This is a genomic window from Kribbella sp. CA-247076 (genome assembly GCF_050942445.1).
Taxonomy (GTDB): Bacteria; Actinomycetota; Actinomycetes; order Propionibacteriales; family Kribbellaceae; genus Kribbella.
Genome location: NZ_CP192051.1, coordinates 1113089 through 1136991, shown reverse-complemented (window position 1 = coordinate 1136991; position 23903 = coordinate 1113089). Strand labels below are relative to the sequence as shown.

Here is a 23903-nt window from a genome sequence, read left to right as displayed (position 1 = left end):
AGGTAACCGTTTCAAACGGCCTCTTGCCTGGACGTCGATTCGTACCGCATGCTGACGGGCGTCTCGACATCTTGCCGGGGGTGGGGCCCGGGATCGAGGCTTGCCTGTGGGGGGCACCATGCCGTATTCCGCCAAGAAACTGCTGGCCGTGCTGTGCGTACTGCTGCTCGCGCCGTTGCTCGCGACCGGGCCGGCACAGGCTGCGGTCGTGCCGAACGGTTTCAGTGAACAGGTCGTGTTCACCGGGCTGACGAATCCGACGAACGTCGCGTTCGCCGCGGACGGAAGGGTGTTCGTCGCCGAGAAGAGCGGCCTGGTCAAGGTGTTCGACTCGCTCGACGACACCACACCGAGCGTGTTCGCCGACCTCCGTACGAAGGTCCACAACTACTGGGACCGCGGCCTGCTCGGCCTCGCCCTCCACCCGGACTTCCCCAGCGACCCGCGCGTCTACGTGCTCTACACGTACGACGCCCTGATCGGGGGCACCGCGCCCAAGTGGGGCGCCCCGAACAGCACCAGCGATCCCTGCCCGTCACCGCCCGGACCGACCGGCGACGGCTGTCAGGTCAGTGCGCGCCTGTCCTCCCTCACTCCCAGTGGTACGGCGGTCGCGGAACAGGTCCTGGTCGAGGACTGGTGCCAGGTGTTCCCGAGTCACTCGATCGGCTCGATCGAGTTCGGACCGGACGGCATGCTGTACGCGGGCGGTGGCGACGGCGCCAGCTTCAACTACGCCGACTACGGCCAGGACGGCTTCCCGTCGTCGGACCTCACCCCGGACAACCCCTGCGGCGACCCGCCGGCGCCGACCGGCACCGCACTCGCTCCGCCGACGGCTGAGGGCGGCGCGTTGCGCGCCCAGGATCTGCGGACACCGGACGACCCCACCACCCTCGACGGTTCGATCATCCGGCTGAACCCGGACACCGGTTTGGCCGCGGCCGGCAACCCGCTGCTGAGCAGCCCGGACCTCAACGCCCGGAGGATCGTGGCGCACGGCCTGCGCAACCCGATGCGCTTCGACTTCCGGCCCGGCACCAACGAGCTCTGGGTGGGCGACGTCGGCTGGAGCGCGGCAGAGGAGATCAACCGGATCGTCAGCCCGACCGCGGGCGTGACGAACTTCGGCTGGCCCTGCTACGAGGGCAACGCCAAGCAGAGCGGGTACGACACGAACGACCTCAGCATCTGCGAGAACCTGTACGCCGCCGGTCCGACCGCGGTCACGTCGCCGTACTACGCCTACAAGCACTCGGAGAAGGTCGTCGCCGGTGAGCGCTGTGGCACCGGCAGCTCGTCGCTCACCGGGATGTCCTTCTACGAGGAGGGCAACTACCCATCGGAGTACGACGGCGCGCTCTTCTTCGCCGACTACAGCCGCAAGTGCATCTGGGCGATGCTGCCCGGTGGCAACGGCCTGCCGAGCGCGTCCGAGCTCGTCACCTTCGCGTCCGGCTACGGCACGACCAGGCTGCAGACCGGCCCGGGCGGCGACATCTTCGCGGTCGACTACGACAACGGCCGGGTACTGCGCTACGTCTACAACGGCACGAACAACCCGCCGACCGCGATCATCGACGCCGACCCGCGGACCGGGCCGAGCCCGTTGACCGTGACCTTCGACGGAACGGCGTCCAACGACGCCGACGACGATCCGCTGAGCTACGCGTGGGACCTGGACGGCGACGGCCAGTACGACGACTCGAACGCGGCCACCGTCCAGTACACGTACGCCGGCAGCCGCCTCGTCACCGCCAGGCTCCGAGTGACGGACGGCCACGGCGGGACCGGTACGGCGTCGACCGAGATCGACGTCGCCAACGGTCCACCGACCGCGACCATCACCGCGCCCACCCCGGCGACGACGTGGAAGGTCGGCGACAGCATCACCTTTGCCGGCACGGGAACCGATCCCGACCAGGGCACGCTGCCCGGAGCCTCGCTGACGTGGGCGCTGATCATGCACCACTGTCCGAGCGACTGCCACGCGCACCAGATCACCACGATGACCGGCACCAGCGGGACGTTCACCGCGCCGGATCACGAGTATCCGTCGTACCTCGAGCTCCGGCTGACCGCGAAGGACAACGCCGGGCTGACCGACGTCAAGAGTGTGCGGCTCGACCCGAAGACGGTCGGGCTGACGTTCGCGACCCAGCCGGCCGGGATGAAGGTCACCTACTTCTCGAAGAACGTGACCACGCCCAGCACGAGTACGGCGATCGTCGGGTCGAACGGCTCGCTGTCGGCCGACGTGCTGCAGCAGTCCGCCAACAACCTGTACCGGTTCGCGTCCTGGTCCGACGGCGGTGCGCGAAACCACAACTTCACCGCACCGGCCACGCCGACGACGTACACGGCGACGTACGTCCCGAAGCGGAACCTGGCGCGGAACCGGCCGGTCGCGATCTCCAGCGTCTACACCGCGGGCCGCGAGGGGCCGAAGGCGGTGGACGGCTCGATGGCGACGGCCTGGTCGAGTGCCCGGACCGACCCGCAGTGGATCCGGGTAGACCTCGGCTCGGTCCGGCTGGTGAACCGGGTGCTGCTCAACTGGCTCGGATCCCACTACGGCAAGGCGTACCAGGTGCAGGTGTCCGGCAGTGGACGGACGTGGAAGACCGTGTACGCGACGACGACCGGGGACGGTGGGACCGACAGTCTGCAGTTCACTTCCGAGTACGCGAGGTACGTGCGGGTCAACGCGACCGCGCGCGGTGTGGCCGGCAGCTACTACTCGCTGTGGGAGCTCGGCGTGTTCCAGGACACCGGCAACGTCACCGGGATCGCCGGCAAGTGCATCGACATCTACAAGGCAAGCTCGGCCGACGGTACGCCGACTACGCTATACACCTGCCACACGAATCCGAACCAGCAGTGGACCCCGTCCGACGACGGCACGCTGCGGTCACTCGGGAAGTGCCTGGACGCCCGCAGTACGGCGATCCGCACGCCGGTCGTGCTGTGGACCTGCGACGGCAGCCCAGGCCAGCAATGGGTTCCCCGGACCAACGGCACGCTGCTGAACGCGCATTCCGGCCAGTGCCTCGACGCGACTGGAGGCTCGAGCGCTAACGGGACGCGCCTGATCCTCTACACCTGCCACACCGCGCTCAACCAGAAATGGGTGCTGCCCTAGGTTGCGTCTGCAAATCGACAGGTAGTGCGCGGTTGAGACGCCGTACACCCTGGACGGTCCACGCTCAGGTGCACTACTCAGCACCGCACACCTCCTGTCGATTTGTTCCGATCTCAGGCGTTGCGGCGCTGGTCGGCGCAGACTGCGGCGATCCAGGTCCAGCCGAGGAGGACGGCTGCGCCGAAGGCGATGATGGTGGGGCGGGAGCCGGCGCCGGCGGAGAGGCCGGCGAAGGCGCCGAAGAACAGGATGCCGGTGGCGGCGGAGTAGCGGGCGAAGGCGGTCCGGCCGATGCTGCGGTAGTGCGCGGCGACCACGAGGCAGGCGGCGATCAGGCCGGTGAAGCCGACGGTGCCGGCCACGAAGTGACCCATGCCGCGGGCGCTGATTTCGGCGTAGTCGGCCGGCGTACCGGCGGGGAAGCCGGCGGCCGGGTCGGCCGGGAAGAGCGCGGCGAGCAGCAGGCCGACGCCGTACGCGCCGAGCAGCCGCGGCGCCCAGGTGCTCCCCCGGCCGGTCAGGGTACGGCGGAGGCCGATGGCGGCCCCGATCGACAGCAGGCCGGCGATCACGAAGTTCGCGGTCTGGATCCAGCCCGGACCGCCGTTGGCCAGCAGGCTCGCCGGGTGCCGGGTGATGTCGAACGCCTCCCGGGTGAAGGCCTGCCCCAGCCAGACCGCCACGTACAGCGGCCCGGCCACGACCCCACCGGTCAGCAGCGCACGGGTCGAAACACGGGTGGGGGCCGAAATCGTCAGGTCGTTCGCGGTCATGGCCGGGGTCCTTCCAGGTGGTCTGAACTGTTCGTCACCCCTGCGTCGACCGACCCCACCCGTTTTCGACACCCCTCCCCAGAAGTCTCTACGAGAGCAGCTTTTCGTAGGTTTCCGGGGACCAGCTGGCGGCTGTTTTGGTGCGGAGGGTAGCGCCGAGGCGGTCGTAGAAGCGGTAGCCGGCTTCGTTCTCCAGGCGGAGGCCCCAGGCGATGGTCAGGCGGTCCTGGAGGGCGTGGCGGGCCAGGGCGAGCATGAGCAGGCGGCCGATGCCGGCGGAGCGGAACTCCTCGCGGAGGTAGAGGTCGTCGAGGGCGAGTTGGTCGCCGCCGACCCACAGGTAGGGCCGGCGGAGCGACGAGACGTAACCGGCCGGTCGGCCGTCGACCTCGGCGATCAGGACGATCACGTCCTCGCGGCCGAGGAAACCCTGCCAGTCCTCGACCGTGGCGGTGACGTCCCGCGCCTGGCCCTGGTAGTCGGCGAGCTCGACCAGCATGGTCCGGACGAGCTCGGCGTCCGCGGGAACCGCCCGGCGGATCTCAGTGTGCGGCATGGGCTTCTGCTCCTGTCGAAGGCTTGGCGACCGGTACGACGAACAGCGCGAGCACGGCCGCCACGGCCGCGGTGATGGCGGCGAAGGCGAATCCGCGACTGAAGCCCGAGCTGACCGTCCCGGCCAGGCTGGCCGCCGCGATACTCGACACGACCGCGACCCCGATCGACGCGCCGAACTCGTGGAACGTGCTCAGGATCCCGGACGCCAGCCCGGCCTCGCGGTAGTCGATCTGCGCGAACGTCGTGGTCGACGCCGCGACGAAGGCGGCACCGATCCCGCCGGCGCCGAAGCTCGTCCCGATCACAACCATGGCAGCACCTTCCCAGATGGCAGGCACAGCGATCCCCAGCGCCGCGATCGTCAGCCCGATCATCGCCACCGGACGGGCGCCGACCTTGCCGATCACCTGACCGGACACCTGCGCGCCGATGATCGTCAGTACGGCGATCGGCAGGAACAGCAGTCCGGTCCGCAGCGCGCCGTACCCCTGGTAGTGCTGGAGGTAGAACGAGCCGAGGAAGAAGACCGCGATCATCAGCGCGGTCGCGACCAGGATCAGGAACGTGCCGGCCGCGACCGGGCGGCGGGTCAGAATCCGCAGGTCCATCAACGGCGAGCGGACCACCTTCTGCAGCCAGGCGAAGGCGGCGTACAGCACGACCGCGCCGGCCAGCATGCCGAGCGTTGCCGCGGACAACCAGCCGCGGTCGCCGGCGTTGATGAGCGCGTAGATCGCCGTACCGGTGCCGGCGGTCACCAGGATCGCGCCCGGTACGTCGAGCCGGCCCTGGCTCTCCGCCGGACGATCGGCCGGCAGCAACTTCAGCAGGAGCGCGAACACGAGCACGCCGATCGGCACGTTCACGTAGAACACCCACTGCCAGCCCGGCCCGGCGGTCAGTAGCCCACCGAGCAGTACGCCGATCGCCGAGCCGCCGCCCCCGATCGCGGACCAGATGCCGAGCGCCTTGTTCCGCTCGTCACCGTCGAAGGTCTTGGTCACCGTCGAGAGCGCGGCCGGTGACAGCATCGCGGCGCCGACCCCCTGGGCGATCCGGCCGCCGATCAGCAACTCGGCGCTGGTTGCCAGGCCGGTGACCAGCGAGGCCACCGTGAACACCGCCAGGCCGGCCAGCACGACCTTGCGCGACCCGAGCAGGTCGGACGCCCGCCCGCCGAGCAGCATCAGCCCGCCGAACATCAGTGTGTACGCGCTGACCACCCAGGTCAGCGTCTCCCGCTCGAGCCCCAGGTCGGTGCCGATGTGCGGCAGCGCGATCGCGACCACGGTGACATCGAGGATCAGCATGAACTGCGCGACGGCGAGCAGTCCAAGCATCCGCCACCGGCGCGGGTCGGCCGCGGTGGCCTCAGGTTCTTCCAGGTGTGGTCCGGACATCTCCGGGCCCTCCTCACTCTGCCAGTTATCTCGAACACCATTGTTCGAGTTATTTCGGCTACCATAACTCGTACAGTGGTGTTCGACAAGGGAGGTGTGGATGCCGGCGAAGACAGCGGGAACGACGACCAAGCGGGCCGACGCGCAGCGCAACATCGCCGCGATCGTGGACGCGGCCACCGAGTGCCTGAGCCGGGATCCGGCCGCGAGCACCAGCGAGATCGCGAAGGCGGCCGGCGTCGGCCGGGTCACGCTCTACGGTCACTTCCCGTCCCGGACCGAGCTGGTCGACGCGGTGTTCGTGCAGGCGATCGAGGGCGGTGAGCAGGCGCTCGGTCAGGTCGACCTGACCGGCGACCCGCGGGCGGCGTTGACCCGGCTGATCGAGTCGAGCTGGCATCTGGTCGACCGGTTCCGGGCCCTGCTGATCGCCGCGCAGGACGCCCTGCCCCCCGGCCGCATCCGCGAGCTGCACGCCGATCCGATGGAGCGGGTCGAGCGGCTGATCGAGCGCGGCCGGACGGAAGGTGTGTTCCGGACCGACCTGCCGACGTCCTGGCTGGTCGGCGCGATGCACAGCGTCATGCACGGCGCGGCCGAGAAGATCAACGCCGGCCGGCTCACCACCGACAAGGCGGCCGCCTACATCACCGCGACGGTTCTTGCCGCTTTCACGCCGCCTGGAGACCGAGTGCCTGGGGTACAGCGATGACATGGTGAACGTCGCCGAGCTGTCCGAGCTCCAGACACGACGCAGCGAGAAGTGGTCGGGCCACCCGCCGGGCGTGATCGCTTCGACCGTGGCAGAGCTGGACTTCGACCTGGCCGAGCCGATCGCCCGAGTGCTGCACGACGCGATCGACCGCAGCGATCTCGGCTACGCGTTCGAGGTGCCGGAGGCGTTGAAGGAGGCGTTCACCGGGTTCGCGGCGCGGCGGCTCGGCTGGACCGTCGATCCGGAGCGGATCACTCTGGTCCCCCAATGTCATGGCCGGGCTGATCGAGCTGTGCCTGGCCCTCGCGCCCGGCGGCTCGGTGGCCTTCGCGACCGCGGCGTACCCGCCCTTCATCCAGCAGTTCCCGCGGGCGGGGCTGCGGACCGTGCTGATCCCGCTGCGACCGGACGGCTCGTTCGACCTCGAGCGGCTCGAGGCCGAGCTGCGCGACGGCCTGCGCGTGCTCGTGCTCACCAACCCGCACAATCCGAGCGGCCGGGTGCTGCCGCGCGACGAGCTCGAGCGGATCGCCGAGCTGTGTGCGTCGTACGACGCCTGGGTGCTGGCGGACGAGATCCACGCGTCGCTCGTGCTACCGGGTGCGACGCACGTGCCGTGGCTGGAGGTGTCCGACGCCGCACGTGAGCGCGGGATCTCGCTGATCTCGGCGTCGAAGGCGTTCAACCTCGCCGGGTTGAAGGCGGCGCAGGTCGTGACCGCGTCCGACCGCGCGCAGGACGTCGTACGGCGGCTGCCGTACACCGCCGAGCAGGCCGGACTCCTCGGCGTACTCGCGGCCGAGGTCGCGTTCTCGCAGTGCGACGACTGGCTGGACGACGTACTGCGGCAGCTCGACGACAACCGTGCTTACCTGCGGGACAACCTGCCCGACGGGATCACCTGGACCCCGCCGCAGGCGACGTACCTGGCCTGGCTCGACTGTCGCGGACTCGGGCTGGCCGAGGAGCCGAGTGAGTACTTCCTCCGCCGCGCGAAGGTCGCACTCGCTCCGGGCACCGACTACGACCCGGCGGCCGCGGGGTTCGTCCGGCTCAACTTCGGCACCGGACCCAAGTTGCTCGAGGAACTCGTCTCCCGCCTGCGGTCGAGCCTGGACTGACTACTCCAGCCAGGTCGTCTCGAACGTCGGGTTCGCGTGGATGTGGACGGCCTCGTAACCACCCGGGCCGGTCGAGAACTTGTGCGGCGTCTCCGCCGGGACGACCAGGATCTGCCCGGCCCGGCCGACGACCTGCTCGGTGCCGACGGTGAACGTGGCCGAACCACGCCGGATGATGAACGTCTCGGCGTACGGGTGCAGGTGCAGCCGCGGGCCGACGCCCTCCTTGGTGGTGGACTCCAGGATCAGCGAGACCCCCGCTCCACCCGGCAGCAGCTCGTAGTTCTCGGTCCAGTCCTCGCCGTCGTCCCGCCCGTCGGCCCGGTTCACCACCACCGCACCGGTGTTCGCGATCTCGGTCATCACAGCTCTCCCCTCAGTTCCCGCCCACCGTAATGCGCGATCGGGTCGGTCGCTAACGCATTGACCAGGACCGAAGGGTCACCGGGCGGGTTCGCGCTCGACCTGCCGGGCGGCGACCGGCCCGAGGGCCGCGACGACCAACGCGAGTACGGCGACGCCGGCGAGCGCGACCGGCAACGACCAGACCGACGACGCGGCGCCGACCGCGGCTGGACCGAGCAGGAAGCCGAGGTACGCGAGCGTGGTCACGGTCGAGATGGCACCGGCCCGCCGCTCCGGACCGGCCCAGGCGCCGGCCATGCCGATGATGGTCGGCGCGCACACCGACGTACCCAGGCCGGCGACGCCGATCCCGATCAGAGCCAACCACGCGGATCCGGCGACGGCGGCCGTGATCGAGCCGGCGGCGGCCACGGCCCCGCCGGCGACCAGGAGGTTTACCGGGCGCAGTCGCCGGAGCAGTGCGTTACCGGCGATCCGTCCGGTCGCGGCTGCGGCGGCGAAGACCGCGGGCACGCTGGAGGCCAGGCCGGGTGCTGCACCGAGCGAGGTGTCGAGGTGTACGGCGCTCCAGCTCTGCCAGGCGTTCTCGACGACGTACGCGAGCGCACAGAGCCCGCCGAAGATCAGAAGCACGGGCTCCAGCCGTCGTTTGGGTTTCGGCTCCGTGGATCCCCGGAGGTTCTCCCGGGCACCAGGCGCGAGGACGACGACACCTGCGATGACGATGACGACACCGACCCCACCGAGCACCGGCAACGCGTCCGCGCCGGCCGTGCGCAGGGCCGCCGTACCGAGGCTGGCGACCACGACCGCGACGGAGAAGATGCCGTGGGCAAGGTTCATCAGCGGCCGCCCGGTGACCGCCTCCGCGTGTGATCCGGTCGCGTTGATCGCGACATCGGTCGCGCCTGACGTTGCGCCGAGTAGGAGGAGCGCCGCGCTGAGCGTGACGACCGAGTCGGCCAGAGCGGGCAGTACGCCGCTGGCGCCGAACAGCACGACTACGACCGGCAGTACGACGCCGCCGTACCGGTCGATCAGGTAGCCGGTGAACCGCATCGACGCCAACGCGCCGAGACCAACCATGAGGAGGGCGATCCCCAACTCACCGTCGCCGACGCCGGAGCTCGTCCGGACCGCCGGCAGGGTCGCGCCCCACGCACCCCAGAACAGGCCGAACGCACCGAATCCGACGAGTGTCCTGAGCACCCGACCCACCCTAGACGGCGTCTGACTGCTCACATCCTGTAACGACAGGTGGCACTGGTGGCACGAATTCCTGGAGCCGTGGTGGGTACCTGAAGACTGTCGGGTTAAGCAGACAGCCCCACACCAGCGGAGTCCTCGTGGCGGGCACTCGCAAAGCCCACCACGGGGACCCGCTGCGTCAGCCGACCTGTTCGACCGACTCCGCGTGCCGGCGGGCCAGATCGTGGTAGACGGCGGCGTTGTGGTCGACGAAGAGTTTGGCGACGCCCTCGAGCGGGACGATCTTCTTCGCCGGGCTGCCCATGGCGACCGACTCGGTCGGGATCTCCGCACCCGGCGTCACCGTCGAGCCGGCCGCGACCAGGCTGCGCGCGCCCACGACCGCGCCGTCGAGCACGATCGCGCCGTTCCCGACCAGGGCCTGTTCGCCGATCATGCAGTCGTGCACCAGGCACTGATGGCCGACGGTCGCGTTCGGCCCGATCTCGCACCCGTTGCTGCCGACGTGGATGACGCTGTTGTCCTGGATGTTCGCCCCGGCCCGGATCGTGATCCGGCCCAGGTCGGCGCGGACGACGACGCCGTACCAGATCGACACGCCCTCCTCGACGACGACGTCTCCCACCAGCGTCGCGGTCGGCGCGATCCAGGCGTCCGGGTGCACGACCGGACTCTTACCTTCGAACGAGAACAAGGGCATAGCGCACCTTATCCAGGCATGTCATTTCTATACCGACCGTCTGGTACAGTTACGGCATGCGACCCAGTTCAAAGATCGCCATCCTGGATGCGGCCTTCCGGCTGGCCGGGCGCGACGAGGGATCGGTGGAGATCACCTTCGACGCGACCGCGCGGGAGGCCGGCGTCACCAAGGGTGGCGTGCTGTACCACTTCCCCACCCGGGACGACCTCGTCATCGCCGTCGGGGAGTACGTCGTCCACCGCGTCGAGGAGGCGATGATCGCGAAGCTCGGCAAGCCGCTCGATCAAGCCACGGCCGCCGAGCGGATCCGGGCCTACATCGAGGTGGTCGCCGCCGGCCGCCTCACCCGGGCGGATCTGGCGATCTACGCGGAGTGCCTGGCCAATCCGGCCCTCTCGGGTCCGTGGGAGACGACGATGAGTCGCTGGCTGACCCTCGACGACGTACCGGACGCGGCCCAGCGCGCACGGCTGCGGGCTGCGCACTTCGCCGCCGACGGACTCTGGGTGGCCGAAGCCACCGGAGTTCTCGCGCCGGCCAGAGCCGACCGCGCGCGGATCGTCGATCAACTACTGGAGCTGACCCGATGAGGAAGTGGTTCGTGCTGGCCGCCGCGATCGTCGCCGAGGTCGCGGCCACCTTGGCGCTGAAGGCCGCCCTCGGGCAACCCGGTTGGTACGCCGTCGTCGCGACCGGCTACCTGTCGGCCTTCGTGCTCGTCGCGATGTGTCTGCGGCTGGGGATGACGATCGGGGTCGCCTACGGCATCTGGGGCGCCAGTGGCGTCACCCTGACGGCGCTTCTGTCGACCGTGCTGTACGACGAGCCACTCACGGCGGTGATGGGGTTGGGGATGATGATGATCATCGCCGGGGTCCTCACCGTCGAGTTCGGCGCGCAGAAAGCCCAGGAGGTCGAGCGATGAGCTGGGTGTTCCTGGTCGCCGCGATCCTGGCCGAAGCCGGCGCGACGATGTCCCTGCGTGCGTCCGACGGGATGCGCAAGCGACCCTGGATCGCCGCGATCGTGGCTGGGTACGTCGTCTCGTTCGGTCTGCTCAGCCTGTCCCTCGATCACGGCATGCCACTCGGCGTGGCGTACGGGATCTGGGCGGCTACCGGGATCGCGCTCACGGCGACGCTCGCCCGAGCCATCTTCAAGGAGCCACTGACCCGCTCGATGGCCGCCGGCATCGCCCTGATCGCCGCCGGTGTCCTCCTGGTCGAGCTCGGCGCGGCTCACTGACCTCCAGGCCGAGCTCCCGGGTCCCGGGCCCCAGGTCCCGAGCCACGGACCCAGGGTCCTGGGCCAGGGGTCAGAAATTCGTGTCGCTGAGGGTGTCAAATCTCGCGGGGTCGGTCCGACGTACTGGTGAGAGCCCGGAAACGACACCTGGAGTCACCAATGAGCACCTTCAAGCGGTTGCTGGTCAACACGCTCGTCGCGAACATCACCACCACGTTCCTGTCCTGGGGGCTCGCGTTCTGGGTCTACCTGGTGACCGAGTCGGTGCTGATCGCCTCGATCGTGTCCGGTAGCTCGATGCTGGCCGGGGCGCTCTGCGGTGCCGTCTTCGGCGCGATCGTCGACGCCAACCGCAAGAAGACCGCGATGGTGATCTCGAGCTCGGTGACCGGCGTCGCGTTCAGCGCGGCCGGCCTGGTGTACCTCGCGGTGCCGGTGACCGACTGGAACCGGCCGTGGTTCTGGGTGTTCGCCGGACTCGTGCTCGTCGGCAGCCTGGCGGGCACCCTGCGGAGCATCGCGTTGTCCACGACGGTCACGCTGCTGATCCCGGCGGACCGGCGCGACAAGGCCAACGGCATGGTCGGCACTGTCAACGGTTTGGCGCACCTGGTGACGAGTGTGCTGAGCGGGCTGTCGGTCGGCTTCCTCGGCATGGGCGGTACGGTCGCGATCGCCGTCGTACTCACGGTCGTCGTCCTCGGGCACCTGCTGGTCGCGATCCGGATCGACGAGGAGCGGCCGCACCGGGTGGGCCGGCAGCACCACCTGGACCTGCGGGGTTCGTGGCAGACGATGCGCGGCGTACCTGGCCTGGTGCCGCTCGTGCTGTTCAGCACCTTCAACAACCTGATCATGGGGGTGTTCATGACGCTGCTGGACCCGTACGGGCTGAACCTGTTCTCGGTCCAGTCGTGGGGCATCGTCCTCGGCGTCACCAGCATCGGCTTCATCGCCGGCGGCGCGATCGTCGCCCGCTTCGGCTTGGGCCGCTCGCCGCTGCGGATCCTGCTGCTGGCGAACGTCGCGATCGCCGTGATCGGCCTGACCATCGCGATCCGCGAATGGCAGTCCCTGCTGGTGCTCGGGATGCTCGGCTTCATGCTGGTGGTGCCGTTCGCGGAGGCCGCCGAGCAGACGATCCTGCAGCGGGTCGTCCCGTTCGAGACCCAGGGCCGCATCTTCGGCTTCGCGCACAGCATCGAGTCCGCCTCGACCCCGATCGCCGCCTTCGCCATCGGCCCGATCGCCCAGTTCCTCGCCGTCCCCTACATGAACTCCGGCGGCGCCAACCCCACCCTCACCTGGCTCCTCGGCGAAGGCCACTCCCGCGGTCTGGCCCTCACCTTCGTCATCGGCAGCACGATCATGCTGATCGTCGTACTCCTCGCCTTCCTCACCACCACCTACCGCCGCCTCACCCACGAATACGCCGCCGTGACAGCAACCCCGGAACTGGTCCCCGCCTAACCCAACGCCCCGGCCAGCGCATGGACATCCGTCGCGATGTCATGCAGCTGGCCGGCAGGCTGGACGGACAGCGTCGCGGTCACGATCCACCGAGCCGACTCCCACGCTCGTACATCCCGCAGGGTCACCAGGAGCGCCACATAGTCCGGTCCGCGGTGCTGAGGCGATCCAGCGGGCCGAACCCGCCGCGCCTCGACCTCCACCTCCCGCAGGAACGACCGCCAGACAGGCCGTTCATCCGGCTCGAGGTCCCGCCATCGCTCGGCGACCTCGTCGAAGAAGCCGACCAGCGTCTCCACATCCCCCGCATGCGGAATCACCACTCGTGCCGCGGAGACACCTTCCACCGGGCTCTCCCCTGGCACCCGAAGCTCAGCTTGCAGGAACAACCGCGGTGTCTCCGGCTCCCCCGGCCATTCCACCGCCGTCAACCGCAAGTACTCGTCCCCGCTTCCGATCACCACCACCGTCATGCCCACACGATCACCGGCCGACGGCGGAACCACCAGGTGCCGTGGATCAATTGACCGTCTTGATCTGGCGGACGAGGAGGCCGGCTAGGAGGGTTACGGTGGCGGCCAGGAGGTAGAGGACGGGGTAGCCGCCGAGGTGTTTGACGATGGGGGCGGCGAGGGCGGGGGCGAAGACCTGGGGGAGGGAGTTGGCGATGTTGATGACGCCCAGGTCCTTCGCGCGGTCGCGGGGGTTGGGGAGGATCTGGGTGAGCAGGGCGAAGTCCACGGACAGGTAGACGCCGAAGCCGGCGCCGAGGATGATCGCGCCGAGGACGGCGCCCGGCCAGGTGGGCCAGAAGGCGAGGACCACGCCCGCGCTCGCCATCACCACGCCGGAGCCGGTGACGAAGACCTTCCGCCGGGCGATCCGGTCGGACCAGGTGCCGAAGGTGATCGACGTGATCAGGACGCAGACGCTGTAGATTGCGGTCAGGATCAGTACGGCGGTGTCCGGCTCGTCGACGCGGACCTCGTCCTGCAGGTAGTAGAAGAGGTACAGCGTCCCGAGCGCGTTCCCCACGTTGAACAGGAACCGCGTCAACCAGCCCCACCCGAAGTCCGCGTGGCGCCGCGGACTGATCCAGAAGCCGCGGACGAAGTCGCGCACCACCAGCGGCGGCCGCGAACTCAACCGCTCGTCCCCGCTCCTCAGCAGGTACGGCAGCACCGACAACAGCAGGAAGACCGCGCAGGCGACGTACCCGGCCCCGATCCCACCGAAGTACGTCGCCAGCCCGGTGCCGACCAACGCCCCGAGGACCTGCGACAGCGCGACCCATCCCCCGACGGTCCCGCGTTGCAGCGTCGGCACCCGGTCCGGCACGGCCGCGGTGATTGCCGCAAGCAACGTGTTCCCGAACAGCTGGACCAGACACCAGCCGACCAGCATCCACGCGACCGACGCGACCCCAGACAGCACGAGCAACCCGACGGCCCCGCCGACCGCGCCGGCCAGTACCCACGGCACCCGGCGGCCGAAGCGCGACATCGTCCGGTCGGAGATCGCGCCAGCCACCGGGTTCGCGACCACCGACACCGCCGCGCCGACCCCGGTCACCAGGCCGAACACGAACTCCTTGTTGCCCGGCGCAACCGCCTCGGACTGCTTCGCCAGGATCACCTGGATCGGCCCCAACCAGGCCGCGAACACCCCGACGTTCGCGAGTACGACGGCCGCCGTCCACCGCGACCGGACGCGCGCGACCGGCTCCGCGAACGCGGTCGGCACCACCCCCGGCTCGGGAATCATCCCCGGCTCTGCGCGATCACGTCACGGAGCCAGTGGTACGACGCTTTCGGCGTCCGCACCTGGGTCTCGAAGTCGACGTGGACAAGCCCGAAGCGCTGTGAGTACCCGGCCGCCCACTCGAAGTTGTCCAGCAGCGACCACTGGAAGTACCCGCGGACATCGACCCCGTCGTCCATCGCCTGCCGTAGCGACCGCAGGTAGCCGTCGAGGTACTCGATCCGCCGCGGGTCGTCCACGGGGTCGCCGTACGAGCAGCCGTTCTCGGTGATGTAGATCGGTGGCAGCCGGTCGCCGTACCGGTCCTTGAAGGTGCGCAGGATCTCGCCGAACGCCGACGGCACGACCGGCCAGCCGAAGTCGGTCTTCGGGTAGCCCTCGAGCGTGCGCGGCTCGAACGGCAGGCCGGGCGGCAGCAGGATGCCGTCGGTCGCGGCGGTGTCGGCCTGACCGGTCGAGGCGCCGACCGACACCGGGGCGTAGTGGTTGATGCCAAAGAAGTCCAGGCGCTCGCTGATGACGGCCAGATCGTCGGCGACCGGCCCGGGCATCGCGGCCTCGAAGCCGGACGGGTAGGTGCCGAGCAGCACCGGGTCGGCGAACAGCCAGTTGATCAGGTTGTCGTACAGCGCCGCCGCTTCCTTGTCCTCGACGCTGTCGCTGGCCGGCCAGGTCGGCGCGTGGTTGCTGGCAATCCCGATGTTCGTCGCTCCCGCGGCGCGGAGAGCCTGCACCGCACGGCCGTGGGCGAGCAGCTGGTGGTGAGCGACCGGCAGCGCGTCGAACATCAGCTCGCGGCCGGGTGCGTGCGCGCCGAGCGAGTACCCCATCAGGGTGATCACCATCGGCTCGTTGATGGTGATCCACATCGGCACCCGGTCCCCGAACCGCGCGGCCAGGAGCTCGGCGTAGTCGGCGAACCGGTCGGTGATCGACCGCTCGAGCCAGCCGCCCGCGTCCTCCAGCGCCAGCGGCGTGTCCCAGTGGAACAGCGTCGGCGCCGGCTGGATCCCGGCGCCGAGCAGGGTGTCGATCAGCCGGTCGTAGAAGTCCAGGCCGGCCGCGTTCCCCGGTCCGCTGCCCGTCGGCTGGATCCGCGGCCACGAGAACGAGAACCGGTAGAGGTCGACTCCGAGGTCCCGCATCAGCGCGACGTCCTCGGCGTACCGGTGGTAGTGGTCGCAGGCGACCTCGCCGGTGTCGCCGTTCAGGATCCGCCCCGGCTCGGCGCAGAACGTGTCCCAGGCCGACGGGCCGCGGCCACCTTCGGCCACGGCCCCTTCGATCTGGTACGCCGACGTCGAGACACCCCACCGGAAGCCGGGGCCGAACGTCAGGTCAGCTGTCATGCGCATCATCCTCGTCGGACTCGGGCTTGCTCCGGGGCTCGGTCTTGCGGACGATGACCGCCGTACCGTAGGCGGCCACCTCGCTCATCGTGTTCGCGATCTCGGTGCAGTCGAAGCGCATCGCGAGGATCGCGTTCGCGCCCATCTGCTGCGCCATCTGGCACATCCGCATCACCGCGACGTGCCGGGACTCGGCCAGCATCTGGGTGTACTCCGGGACCTCGCCGCCGGCCAGCGACCGGAAGCCGGCGGTGAAGTTCGACCCGAAGTCGCGGCTGCGCACGGTCAGCCCGAACACCTCGCCGAACACCATCTCGGCGGTGTACCCGGGCAGGTCGTTCATGGTCGACACCAGCACCGGGTACGGCGAACCCGCCGGCGCGATGTGCGGCGCGTTCTGCTGCGCGGGCCGGTAGTTGCCGGGAGCCTGCCCGTACCCGGGCTGCCCGTACCCCTGCGGCGGCGGACCCTGCTGGTAGCCCTGCTGCTGCGGCGGCCGGTACCCGGGCGGCGGGCCCTGCTGGTAACCCTGTTGCGGCGGGTACGGCTGGTTCGGGTTCGGGGGGAAGGTCTGGTTCATGCCCTCATCCTGACAGGCTCCGGTGCATCACTGCCGGTAGACCTGAAGCTCGTAGAGGGAGTATCCGTACGACGTCGCCCGCTGCGTGCCGGTGACCCGGACGAACCGCGCCGGCGTCGCGTCGAACCGGACCACGTCCTCCCCGCCGTCACCGCCCGAGGTCGCGAACACCTCCCGCCACGACGACCCGTCCCGGGACACCTCGACCCGGTACGAACGCCCGTACGCCGCCTCCCAGTGCAGCACCACCCGCCGGATCGTCTGCTCGTTGCCGAGGTCAACCTTGAGCCACTGCGGATCGGACCAGTCGCTCGCCCACCGCGTGGTCAGCTTGCCGTCGACCGCGTTCGCGGGCGGCGAGTTGAACCAGCCCCGCTCGTAACTGCTCGCGGTCGCCGTCCGGCCCGCCGCCAGGTTGCCGACGTCGTCGCCCCGGCGGGCCGGGAACTCGATCACCTGCTGGTACGTCGGCCGGTTGACCCACGCGATCCGGTCCTGGGTGATGCCGCCCATCGGATTGTGGACAATCTGACCGGCGCAGAACTGGTCGCCCGCCGCACAGTCACCGCTCGCCGGGTACGTCGTGGTCGCGGGAACCTTGGTTGCCGCCAGCAAGGAGTCGCCGAGCACCGTGCGGCAGGCGGTCAGCGAACCGCCGCCGCAGTACGTGACCGGTTGCGGCGTCTGCACCGGGTCGCCGAGCACCTTCCGGAGGTCGCGCTGGACGAAACCCCACCAGCCGCTCTGGAACGCGGATCCCTGTGCGCCCGGCCGCTCGTCGATCTTGAGGTTCGCCACCAGGGCGCCGTACAGCTCGGGTCCGAGGTCCTTGAACTGGGCCGGGACGAGCAGCGGCCACCAGGCGTCCAGGATCCGGATCGCCTCACTGTGGTCGTAGACCTTCGACGACGCGTTCGGCGTCTTGCGGTGGCTGCCGGCCGCCTGCCAGGCCGTCAGCTTGGCGACCGCGTCGGCGACCGCCGGATCGGTGATCGGCGCTGACTTCAGTACTCGAAGTAAGTAAGGGAGCACCTGGTCGCCGCGCAGGTCGACCGTGGCCGCGTCCTCCATCGCCTCGACGAGCTTGCCGCGGGTGAACTTCTGTCCGTTGTCGATGACCGCCTTGATCCGGTCGTCGAGCGGCTGGCTGCGGTAGACCGCGTTGTAGCCGAACTGCCCGTCCGACGCCGAGAACCCAGGCGCCTGCTTGTTGTTCCAGCTGGTCAGGAAGTCCTGGTTGACGACCTGCGGGTGCTCGGCGGCCGGGGTGTAGGTCGCGCGGTTGGTGACCGGGTCCCAGCCTTGCCACTCGTACGAGCTCCAGGTCGGCAGGTTGGGATCGCCGCCGGCCGCACGGACCGGGTTGTCGCCGGAGTTGTAGTACGCGATCGACGTCTTGTCCGTGTAGAACCAGTTGAAGGTGTAGCCGATGTCGTGCGCCGCGGTCTGGAAGTCGGCCGCGGAGCGGATCCGGTCCGGGTCGTTGAACTGCATGAAGCCGAGCGCGGACCCGGCCTCGTTGCCGTAGGTCGACCGGTTCTTGGTGAACACCACCGGCCGCCCGCCGACCGTGCCGCGATGCGTGACGATGCCGTACTTCGTCCGGAGTGCGACCAGCGTGTACGAGCCGGCCGGTTCGGACGAGCCGAGGCTGGCGTACCACTCGTTGTGCCGCTCGAGCCGCTCGATCGGTACGCAGTTGCCGCGGTACTCGTAGTGCTGCGAGTTCCTCGTCGGGGTGCCGCCGCCGGGCTCACACAGCGGTACGGCGAACGTGTCGGTGATGTCCTGCCCGGCGGAGGTGGCGCTCCAGGAGTAGTCCGGACCGCGGCCGATCAGCGTATAGAAGTTCAAGCCGGCGAAGGCGACGCCGCGGGAGCTGACCCCTGGGCCCTGGAGCTCCTGACGGAGCAGGAGTTGTGGCGCGAAGTACCCGGTTTGCGGGCCGTAGACGGCGATCGGGTTGCCGCTGACCGTGTGCTGACCCGAGACGAGCAGCGCGTTCGACATGCCCTTCTCACCGAAGCCCTCGGGGAACAGGCCGCTGTCGAAGATCCCGCGCAAGGATTCGGCCGTTTGCGTTCGCATCGGCGGCGTGATGCTGCTCTTTTGCGTGGGCTTGCGCTTGGCGGTCGCAACGCTTTCGTTGATGACCTGAGGTTCCGGGGTGACCGAGCCGCGGTCCGGCATCGCCCGGCCGGCCGGGTTGGGTTCGGTCACGCCGTACGGGAAGGTCGCGCCGTTGTGGACGGTGGTGTTCGCCTCCGGGTCGTTCTGCGACCGGAACGACTCCCACACCTTGGTGCCCTGGGCAACGCCGTACTTCGCCTGCGCCTCGAGCAGCGCGAGCGCGGACGTGACCTCGTGCCCACCACCGGTGCCGAAGATGCCGGCGACCACGGCCGCGGTGGCGACCACGTCGGTCACCTTCCACTGCGGAGTCGGCCAGTCCAGACCGAGCGCGACGTACTCACCGGGGTACGCGATGCCGACCGTGTTGATGTAGTGGTTGACGCCGTCGACCCAGGCCTGGATGTCCTGCTGCATCTTCACGCCGTCGGCGCCGTACCGCTCGTCGGCGTCGTCGAACTGCTTCTGCAGATCGGCTTCGGTGTACGGCGCGGTCCGCCAGAACTCCTGCTCGAACGCACGGTTGGCCGGCGCACCACCCGCGAACGGGGTCAGTTGACCGCGGCCGAGGTGCCGGAACACGTCCATCACGAACAACCGGTCCTGCGCCCCGGCGAACCCGGCCCCGAACATCACGCCCTGCCGAGTGGTGCCGGTGATGTGCGGGATGCCGCGGGACTTGTCCCGCACGATCGTGACGTCCGCGCGCGGCTTCACCGTGCTCGCGACGTCGCCGGGCTTCACCCCGAACGACGCGTCGTCGAAGTACGCGCCGAGGTCGTCGTCGGTGAGGCCTTGGGAGTTCCAGACCAGATTCTGGTAAGGCCCGAGCGAATCACTGAAATGGCGCGGCCGGACGCCGAAACCCTTGAACAGCAGGAGATCCGTGAAGGTCGCGTGCCCGTTCTGCCCTGGCGTCACGATGTCGTCGCACTGCCCGACGCAGTAGTCCGCCGGCGCCGCCGCGGCTGCTCGCGCCGTCGCCCCGGCTTGCGGTGCTGCCCCGGCTTGCGGCGTTGCCCCGGCTTGCGGCGTTGCCCCAGCTGCGGGTGTTGCCTCGGCGGCTTCGGTCGGTGCCGGCAGGGCGGCCAGGACGGCGACCGCGGAGGCGGCGGCGAGCGTCGTACGGAACCGGCGGCGAACGGTCCGGCGGGGTGTTCGCGGGGCGGGGCGAGGCGACACGGATTCCTCCCTCGGGGCGCAGGACGGGCGGCAGGGGAGTTACGGAAACTGAGAATGACTCACCAGTAGGTTCGGGTCAAGATCTCGCGTTCAGACTCTCGCCAACCACAGTCCGTGACCACTACTGTGTGCAGCACCATGAGCATCCACGATCGTTATCGGTTGAGTGTGGTGATCAATGCCAGGGGCACGTACACCCCGCTCGGGGTGTCGAGGAGTTCCCAGGGGGTGGCGGACGCGGTCGCCCAGGCGTTGCCCGAGTTCTTCGTCATGGACGAGCTCGGGGACCGCGCGAGCGAGGCCATCGCCCAGGTGACCGGCGCGCAGGCCGGGGCGGTCGTGCACTGCACCGCCGCGGGCATCACCCTCTCGGTCGCGGCCACGATGACCGGCGGCGATCCGCGCCGGGTGGCAGCGTTGCCGGACGCAACGGACATGCACAACCGCGTCGTGATGCCGGCCAACCACGTCGTCAACTACGGCCACTCCAACCTGCAGGGCATCCGGCTAGCCGGCGCCCAGGTCGACCTCGCGGGCGACGAAACCCGTTGTGACATTGACGATCTGGAGGACGAGCTCGACGGACCGGACGTCGCGTGCCTGTTCCTGGTGTCGTCGCGGCTGACGTCCGGCGAGCCGATCGACTTGGTCGCCGCTGTCCGGGCCGCTCACCGCCGCGGCGTACCGGCGATCATCGACGGCGCCGCGCAGTTCCCGCGGATCGCGGATCTGCTCGCGACCGGTGCGGACCTCGTGCTCGTCAGCGGGCAGAAGTACTTGGGCTCCCCCACGGCCGGACTGATCGCGGGCACGTGGCCGCTGGTGCAGTCGATCCGGGCGCAGGACAAGGGCATCGGCCGGGTGATGAAGCCGACCAAGGAGGCCGTGATCGGGGTGATCGCGGCGCTCGAGGAGTGGCAGGCCTTCGACCGGGTCAAGTGGGAGGCGGACGAGCTCGCGAAGGTCGTCACCTTCGTCAATGCCGTCGGCAACATTCCCGGCGTCGAGGCCGCGATCGAGCGTGATCCCACCGGCTTGCAGGTCTCGCGCGCCGTACTCCGGGTTCCGGACGCCAAGCGCGTGGCCACCGAACTGGAGGCCGGGTCACCGTCGATCTACGTGATGACGGATCGCGTGGACGCCGACGAGTTGGTGTTCGAGCTCATCCCGTTGGATGCCGAGGAGATCGACACGGTTCTCGCCCGTCTGTGGGCGATCCTTACCTGACAAAGCCCTGGGTCCCCTTGTTTCCAAGGAGAACCAGCCCTTTTCACTATGTCAGCGCTGGTAGGACCGGTTCTCGGTACGGCGGGGGCCGTTGCCCCGGCGCGGTCCGCTACCGCCACGGCCGTCGTGACCGCGGCCCGGACGGCTGCTGCCGAACCGCTTGCCGCCCTTGCCGTGCCGCTGCGGCTTCGGCGCCGGCAGCTTCACCGGGTACCCGGACGGCTTGTTACCGCCGGTCAGTCCGGACACCAGGTCGTCGCCCGGACGCGCCTTCACCGGAGCGGCCTCGACCCCGGCCGACTCGGCCAGCCGGACCATGCCGCGCCGCTGGTGCGGCAGGACCAGAGTGACGACCGCGCCCTTCCCACCGGCCCGGGCGGTCCGCCCGGCGCGGTGCAGGTAGTCCTTGTGATCGGCCGCCGGGTCCGCCTGGACGACCAGGCCGACGTCGTCGACGTGGATACCGCGAGCCGCGACATCCGTTGCCACCAGCACCGGTACCGAACCGTCCTTGAACTGGTCGAGCGTCCGGTTCCGCGCGCCCTGGGTCAGGCCGCCGTGCAGCGCCGCTGCCATCACGCCCCGGTCCCGCAGCTGGGTGGCGACGCGGTCGGCACCCAGCTTGGTCCGGACGAACACGATCGTCCGGCCGTCGCGGCTGGCCAGCTCGGCCGTCAGCGACTGCTTGTGCGCCGGCTCGATCACCAGCAGGTGGTGCTCCATCGTGGTCACGGTGGCCTGGCCGGACTCGGTCGAGTGCGTGACCGGGTCCTTCAGGTACGTCTTCACGATGGTGTCGACGTCGTTGTCCAGCGTCGCCGAGAACAGCAGCCGCTGGCCCTCGGGCGGAGTCATGTCGAGCAGCGTGGTCACCGCCGGCATGAAGCCCATGTCGCACATGTGGTCGGCCTCGTCCAGGACGGCGATCTCCACCGCGCCGAGGTCGGCCGCACCCTGCTCGCACAGGTCGATCAGCCGGCCGGGGGTCGCGATCAGGAGGTCGACGCCACGGCGGAGCGACTCGATCTGCTTCGGGTACGGCAGGCCGCCGGCGATCAGCTTCAGCGACACGTTCATCACGTGCGCCAGCGGCTCGAGCGCGTCGTGCACCTGCATCGCCAGCTCACGCGTCGGCACGAGGACGACGCCGCGCGGGCGCCGGGACTCGTTGTGCCCGCCGGCCAGCCGCATCAGCGTCGGCAGACCGAAGCCGAGCGTCTTGCCGGAGCCGGTCTGCCCGCGGCCGAGCACGTCCTTGCCGGCCAGCGCGTCCGGGATGGTCGCGGCCTGGATCGGGAACGGCGTGGTGATCCCGTCCCGCGCCAGCCGCTGCACCAGCCGCGGCGCCAGCCCGAGCGCGGCAAACTGGTTGTCCGGTGCAACGTTCCCCAGGTCCACCGGCTCCTCCACCCGCTTGCTCTCCTGATACCCCGCACGCTCACCACGCGCGCTACTCACCCGCTCATCCCGCCGGTACTGCGCCCGCTCACCCCGGCCGTACTGCGCCCGGTCCTCGCGGTTGTACTGCGACCGCTCGTCGCGGTTGTACTGCGGACGGTCGTCCCGGTTGTACTGCGGACGGTCGTCCCGGTTGTACTGCGACCGGTCGTCCCGGTTGTACTGCGACCTGTCCTCGCGGTTGTACTGCGGACGGTCGTCGCGGTTGTAGCTCGACCGGTTCTCGCGGTTGGACTGCGAACGCTCGTCGCGGCTGTAGTTGGACCGGTTGTCGCGGTCGAACTGCGGCCGGTCGGTCCGGGCGCGGTCATCCCGGTAGCTCGGACGCTCGTCGCGGCTGTCGCTGCCCCGGTCGTCCCGGTTGAACCGCGGACGCTCGTCCCGGTTGTACTGCGCACGGTCGCTCCGGCCCCGCTCGCCGTACTGCGACCGGTCGTCGCGGTTGTAGCTCGAGCGGTCGTCGCGGTTGAACCGCGGACGGTCGTCGCGGTTGTAGGTCGAGCGGTCGTCGCGGTTGAAGCGCGGACGGTCGTCCCGGCTGTTGCTTCCGCGGTCGTCCCGCCGGTACTGCGACCGGTCGGCCCGGTTGAACCGCGGACGCTCGTCCCGGCTGAACTGCGCACGGTCGCTCCGGCCCCGCTCGCCGTACTGCGACCGGTCGTCGCGGCCGGAGCTGGACCGGCCATCCCGGTCGAAGCGCGGCCGCTCGTCGCGGTTGAAGCGCGGCCGCTCGTCGCGGTTGAAGCTCGGCCGCTCGTCGCGGTTGAAGCGCGGGCGGTCGTCGCGGTTGTAGGTCGCGCGGTCGTCGCGGTTGTACTGCGGGCGGTCGGCGCGGGTCGTGGTGCGGTCGTCGTCGTACTGGCGGCGCGGCTGGGTGGTGCGGTCGGCGCGGTAGCCCTTCACCGGGCGGTTGTCGCGGCGGTCGTCACGGCTGTCGCCGGCGGCCGTCGGGACCGACTGCGCGGCAGATTCGGACCGCCCGGCCTGCTCAGAGGGCACGGACGAGCTGGACTGGGCGGCCAGGCGTTCGCCGTAGGACTGGGTCTGGAACTTCTTGTGCCGCGGCTTCTTGGTCCGGGCGTCGGCCTGGTTGCCGTCGGCCGAGTCCACGGGGAAGTCGTCCTGGTGGTGCTGGGTCACGCAAAAACTCTCTCTCAACGTCACGGACGAATGGCCGGATCGCAACCGCACAAAAGGGCCGGTCACCGACGTGACCGGTCCGGACGTGCTGAGCAGGAGACGGGCATCGACCTGCGGGTGCTATCGCGTTGCACCCATGTCGCCGGGAAACTTCAGCCGGATGCTGAAACCGACGGGTCGGAGCGCCTGGGAAGAACTCTGGTGACGCGACGCGCGCACCGACACCGAAAAGTATACCCGACCCCGCCCCGCCCGCTGACCACAGCAAAAAGGACCAGACCACCAACCCCAGTGGCCTACCGCCCGGTCCCTTCCGTCCGCCACCCCGACCCCTGCCACCTGCGGCTCCCTCACCCTGCCGGCTCCCGAGTCCA

General features: G+C 69.7%; 20 protein-coding genes. 8 read left to right on the top strand and 12 right to left on the bottom strand.

From position 1 onward, the window contains the following. Positions 1-118: 118 nt before the first annotated feature. The gene (locus tag ACQPYZ_RS05395) at positions 119-3142 is read left to right on the top strand and encodes a ricin-type beta-trefoil lectin domain protein (protein ID WP_433165851.1); all 3024 of its coding nucleotides are present in this window, start codon (positions 119-121) and stop codon (positions 3140-3142) included. A 113-nt stretch (positions 3143-3255) separates the two neighbouring features. Here ACQPYZ_RS05395 and ACQPYZ_RS05390 read toward each other — a convergent pair whose 3' ends face one another. The 3 genes from ACQPYZ_RS05390 to ACQPYZ_RS05380 all read right to left on the bottom strand — a co-directional run bounded on the left by ACQPYZ_RS05390 (position 3256) and on the right by ACQPYZ_RS05380 (position 5873). Further along, complete coding sequence (locus ACQPYZ_RS05390; protein ID WP_433165849.1) at positions 3256-3915, bottom strand: DUF998 domain-containing protein; 660 nt, start codon at positions 3913-3915, stop codon at positions 3256-3258. A gap of 88 nt (positions 3916-4003) precedes the next feature. Further along, positions 4004-4471 (bottom strand): N-acetyltransferase family protein, encoded by a 468-nt coding sequence (locus ACQPYZ_RS05385; protein ID WP_433165847.1) that lies wholly within the window; start codon positions 4469-4471, stop codon positions 4004-4006. Beyond that, on the bottom strand, positions 4458-5873 hold the full coding sequence (locus tag ACQPYZ_RS05380; RefSeq protein ID WP_433165845.1) for an MFS transporter: 1416 nt from the start codon (positions 5871-5873) through the stop codon (positions 4458-4460). The genes ACQPYZ_RS05385 and ACQPYZ_RS05380 overlap by 14 nt, the downstream gene beginning before the upstream one ends. 100 nt (positions 5874-5973) lie before the next feature. Here ACQPYZ_RS05380 and ACQPYZ_RS05375 point away from each other — a divergent pair, with 100 nt between their 5' ends. Further along, entirely contained in the window at positions 5974-6585 is a 612-nt protein-coding gene (locus ACQPYZ_RS05375) for a TetR/AcrR family transcriptional regulator (RefSeq protein ID WP_433165843.1), read from the top strand. A 275-nt stretch (positions 6586-6860) separates the two neighbouring features. Further along, on the top strand, positions 6861-7709 hold the full coding sequence (locus tag ACQPYZ_RS05370; RefSeq protein ID WP_433165841.1) for a MalY/PatB family protein: 849 nt from the start codon (positions 6861-6863) through the stop codon (positions 7707-7709). Here ACQPYZ_RS05370 and ACQPYZ_RS05365 read toward each other — a convergent pair whose 3' ends face one another. From ACQPYZ_RS05365 to ACQPYZ_RS05355, 3 genes are all read right to left on the bottom strand, one after another. Next, positions 7710-8072, bottom strand: coding sequence for a cupin domain-containing protein (locus ACQPYZ_RS05365; protein WP_433165839.1), 363 nt, complete (start codon positions 8070-8072; stop codon positions 7710-7712). A 78-nt stretch (positions 8073-8150) separates the two neighbouring features. After that, positions 8151-9284 (bottom strand): MFS transporter, encoded by a 1134-nt coding sequence (locus ACQPYZ_RS05360; RefSeq protein ID WP_433165837.1) that lies wholly within the window; start codon positions 9282-9284, stop codon positions 8151-8153. A gap of 178 nt (positions 9285-9462) precedes the next feature. Beyond that, positions 9463-9984 (bottom strand): gamma carbonic anhydrase family protein, encoded by a 522-nt coding sequence (locus ACQPYZ_RS05355; protein ID WP_433165834.1) that lies wholly within the window; start codon positions 9982-9984, stop codon positions 9463-9465. 56 nt (positions 9985-10040) lie between these two features. Between ACQPYZ_RS05355 and ACQPYZ_RS05350 the strand changes: the two genes are divergently transcribed. The 4 genes from ACQPYZ_RS05350 to ACQPYZ_RS05335 all read left to right on the top strand — a co-directional run bounded on the left by ACQPYZ_RS05350 (position 10041) and on the right by ACQPYZ_RS05335 (position 12702). Beyond that, positions 10041-10577, top strand: coding sequence for a TetR/AcrR family transcriptional regulator (locus tag ACQPYZ_RS05350; protein WP_433165832.1), 537 nt, complete (start codon positions 10041-10043; stop codon positions 10575-10577). Further along, entirely contained in the window at positions 10574-10912 is a 339-nt protein-coding gene (locus ACQPYZ_RS05345; RefSeq protein ID WP_433165830.1) for a DMT family transporter, read from the top strand. Before ACQPYZ_RS05350 ends, ACQPYZ_RS05345 begins: the two co-directional genes overlap by 4 nt. Continuing rightward, positions 10909-11232: a DMT family transporter gene (locus ACQPYZ_RS05340; RefSeq protein WP_433165828.1), complete on the top strand. Its 324-nt coding sequence runs from the start codon at positions 10909-10911 to the stop codon at positions 11230-11232. The genes ACQPYZ_RS05345 and ACQPYZ_RS05340 overlap by 4 nt, the downstream gene beginning before the upstream one ends. A 159-nt stretch (positions 11233-11391) precedes the next feature. Then, the gene (locus ACQPYZ_RS05335; protein ID WP_433165826.1) at positions 11392-12702 is read left to right on the top strand and encodes an MFS transporter; all 1311 of its coding nucleotides are present in this window, start codon (positions 11392-11394) and stop codon (positions 12700-12702) included. Here the strand turns inward: ACQPYZ_RS05335 and ACQPYZ_RS05330 are convergent. Genes ACQPYZ_RS05330 through ACQPYZ_RS05310 form a run of 5 tightly spaced genes read right to left on the bottom strand, consistent with a single transcriptional unit; the run spans position 12699 to position 19704 of the window. After that, positions 12699-13175: a DUF6228 family protein gene (locus ACQPYZ_RS05330; protein WP_433165824.1), complete on the bottom strand. Its 477-nt coding sequence runs from the start codon at positions 13173-13175 to the stop codon at positions 12699-12701. The genes ACQPYZ_RS05335 and ACQPYZ_RS05330 overlap by 4 nt on opposite strands. A 46-nt stretch (positions 13176-13221) precedes the next feature. Next, positions 13222-14466, bottom strand: coding sequence for an MFS transporter (locus tag ACQPYZ_RS05325; RefSeq protein WP_433165822.1), 1245 nt, complete (start codon positions 14464-14466; stop codon positions 13222-13224). Then, positions 14463-15812 (bottom strand): GH1 family beta-glucosidase, encoded by a 1350-nt coding sequence (locus ACQPYZ_RS05320; RefSeq protein ID WP_433165820.1) that lies wholly within the window; start codon positions 15810-15812, stop codon positions 14463-14465. Before ACQPYZ_RS05320 ends, ACQPYZ_RS05325 begins: the two co-directional genes overlap by 4 nt. Then, positions 15802-16392: a YbjQ family protein gene (locus tag ACQPYZ_RS05315; protein WP_433165818.1), complete on the bottom strand. Its 591-nt coding sequence runs from the start codon at positions 16390-16392 to the stop codon at positions 15802-15804. Before ACQPYZ_RS05315 ends, ACQPYZ_RS05320 begins: the two co-directional genes overlap by 11 nt. 27 nt (positions 16393-16419) lie before the next feature. Then, positions 16420-19704 (bottom strand): penicillin acylase family protein, encoded by a 3285-nt coding sequence (locus ACQPYZ_RS05310; protein ID WP_433165816.1) that lies wholly within the window; start codon positions 19702-19704, stop codon positions 16420-16422. 138 nt (positions 19705-19842) lie between these two features. On the opposite strand from ACQPYZ_RS05310, the gene ACQPYZ_RS05305 reads away from it, so the two are divergent. Continuing rightward, positions 19843-20931: an aminotransferase class V-fold PLP-dependent enzyme gene (locus ACQPYZ_RS05305; RefSeq protein ID WP_433165814.1), complete on the top strand. Its 1089-nt coding sequence runs from the start codon at positions 19843-19845 to the stop codon at positions 20929-20931. Between the two features lie 51 nt (positions 20932-20982). On the opposite strand, the gene ACQPYZ_RS05300 is transcribed toward ACQPYZ_RS05305, so the two are convergent. After that, positions 20983-23529 carry a DEAD/DEAH box helicase gene (locus ACQPYZ_RS05300; RefSeq protein WP_433165812.1) on the bottom strand — a complete coding sequence of 849 codons (2547 nt, stop codon included), beginning with the start codon at positions 23527-23529 and terminating at the stop codon, positions 20983-20985. Positions 23530-23903 lie beyond the last annotated feature (374 nt).

Excerpts from the sequence above, each read along its gene's own strand:
- ACQPYZ_RS05395 (WP_433165851.1), top strand. The coding sequence starts at position 119 with ATGCCGTATTCCGCCAAGAAACTGCTGGCCGTGCTGTGCGTACTGCTG.
- ACQPYZ_RS05390 (WP_433165849.1), bottom strand. The coding sequence starts at position 3,915 with ATGACCGCGAACGACCTGACGATTTCGGCCCCCACCCGTGTTTCGACC.
- ACQPYZ_RS05385 (WP_433165847.1), bottom strand. The coding sequence starts at position 4,471 with ATGCCGCACACTGAGATCCGCCGGGCGGTTCCCGCGGACGCCGAGCTC.
- ACQPYZ_RS05380 (WP_433165845.1), bottom strand. The coding sequence starts at position 5,873 with ATGTCCGGACCACACCTGGAAGAACCTGAGGCCACCGCGGCCGACCCG.
- ACQPYZ_RS05375 (WP_433165843.1), top strand. The coding sequence starts at position 5,974 with ATGCCGGCGAAGACAGCGGGAACGACGACCAAGCGGGCCGACGCGCAG.
- ACQPYZ_RS05370 (WP_433165841.1), top strand. The coding sequence starts at position 6,861 with ATGGCCGGGCTGATCGAGCTGTGCCTGGCCCTCGCGCCCGGCGGCTCG.
- ACQPYZ_RS05365 (WP_433165839.1), bottom strand. The coding sequence starts at position 8,072 with ATGACCGAGATCGCGAACACCGGTGCGGTGGTGGTGAACCGGGCCGAC.
- ACQPYZ_RS05355 (WP_433165834.1), bottom strand. The coding sequence starts at position 9,984 with ATGCCCTTGTTCTCGTTCGAAGGTAAGAGTCCGGTCGTGCACCCGGAC.
- ACQPYZ_RS05350 (WP_433165832.1), top strand. The coding sequence starts at position 10,041 with ATGCGACCCAGTTCAAAGATCGCCATCCTGGATGCGGCCTTCCGGCTG.
- ACQPYZ_RS05345 (WP_433165830.1), top strand. The coding sequence starts at position 10,574 with ATGAGGAAGTGGTTCGTGCTGGCCGCCGCGATCGTCGCCGAGGTCGCG.
- ACQPYZ_RS05340 (WP_433165828.1), top strand. The coding sequence starts at position 10,909 with ATGAGCTGGGTGTTCCTGGTCGCCGCGATCCTGGCCGAAGCCGGCGCG.
- ACQPYZ_RS05335 (WP_433165826.1), top strand. The coding sequence starts at position 11,392 with ATGAGCACCTTCAAGCGGTTGCTGGTCAACACGCTCGTCGCGAACATC.
- ACQPYZ_RS05330 (WP_433165824.1), bottom strand. The coding sequence starts at position 13,175 with ATGACGGTGGTGGTGATCGGAAGCGGGGACGAGTACTTGCGGTTGACG.
- ACQPYZ_RS05325 (WP_433165822.1), bottom strand. The coding sequence starts at position 14,466 with ATGATTCCCGAGCCGGGGGTGGTGCCGACCGCGTTCGCGGAGCCGGTC.
- ACQPYZ_RS05320 (WP_433165820.1), bottom strand. The coding sequence starts at position 15,812 with ATGACAGCTGACCTGACGTTCGGCCCCGGCTTCCGGTGGGGTGTCTCG.
- ACQPYZ_RS05315 (WP_433165818.1), bottom strand. The coding sequence starts at position 16,392 with ATGAACCAGACCTTCCCCCCGAACCCGAACCAGCCGTACCCGCCGCAA.
- ACQPYZ_RS05305 (WP_433165814.1), top strand. The coding sequence starts at position 19,843 with ATGAGCATCCACGATCGTTATCGGTTGAGTGTGGTGATCAATGCCAGG.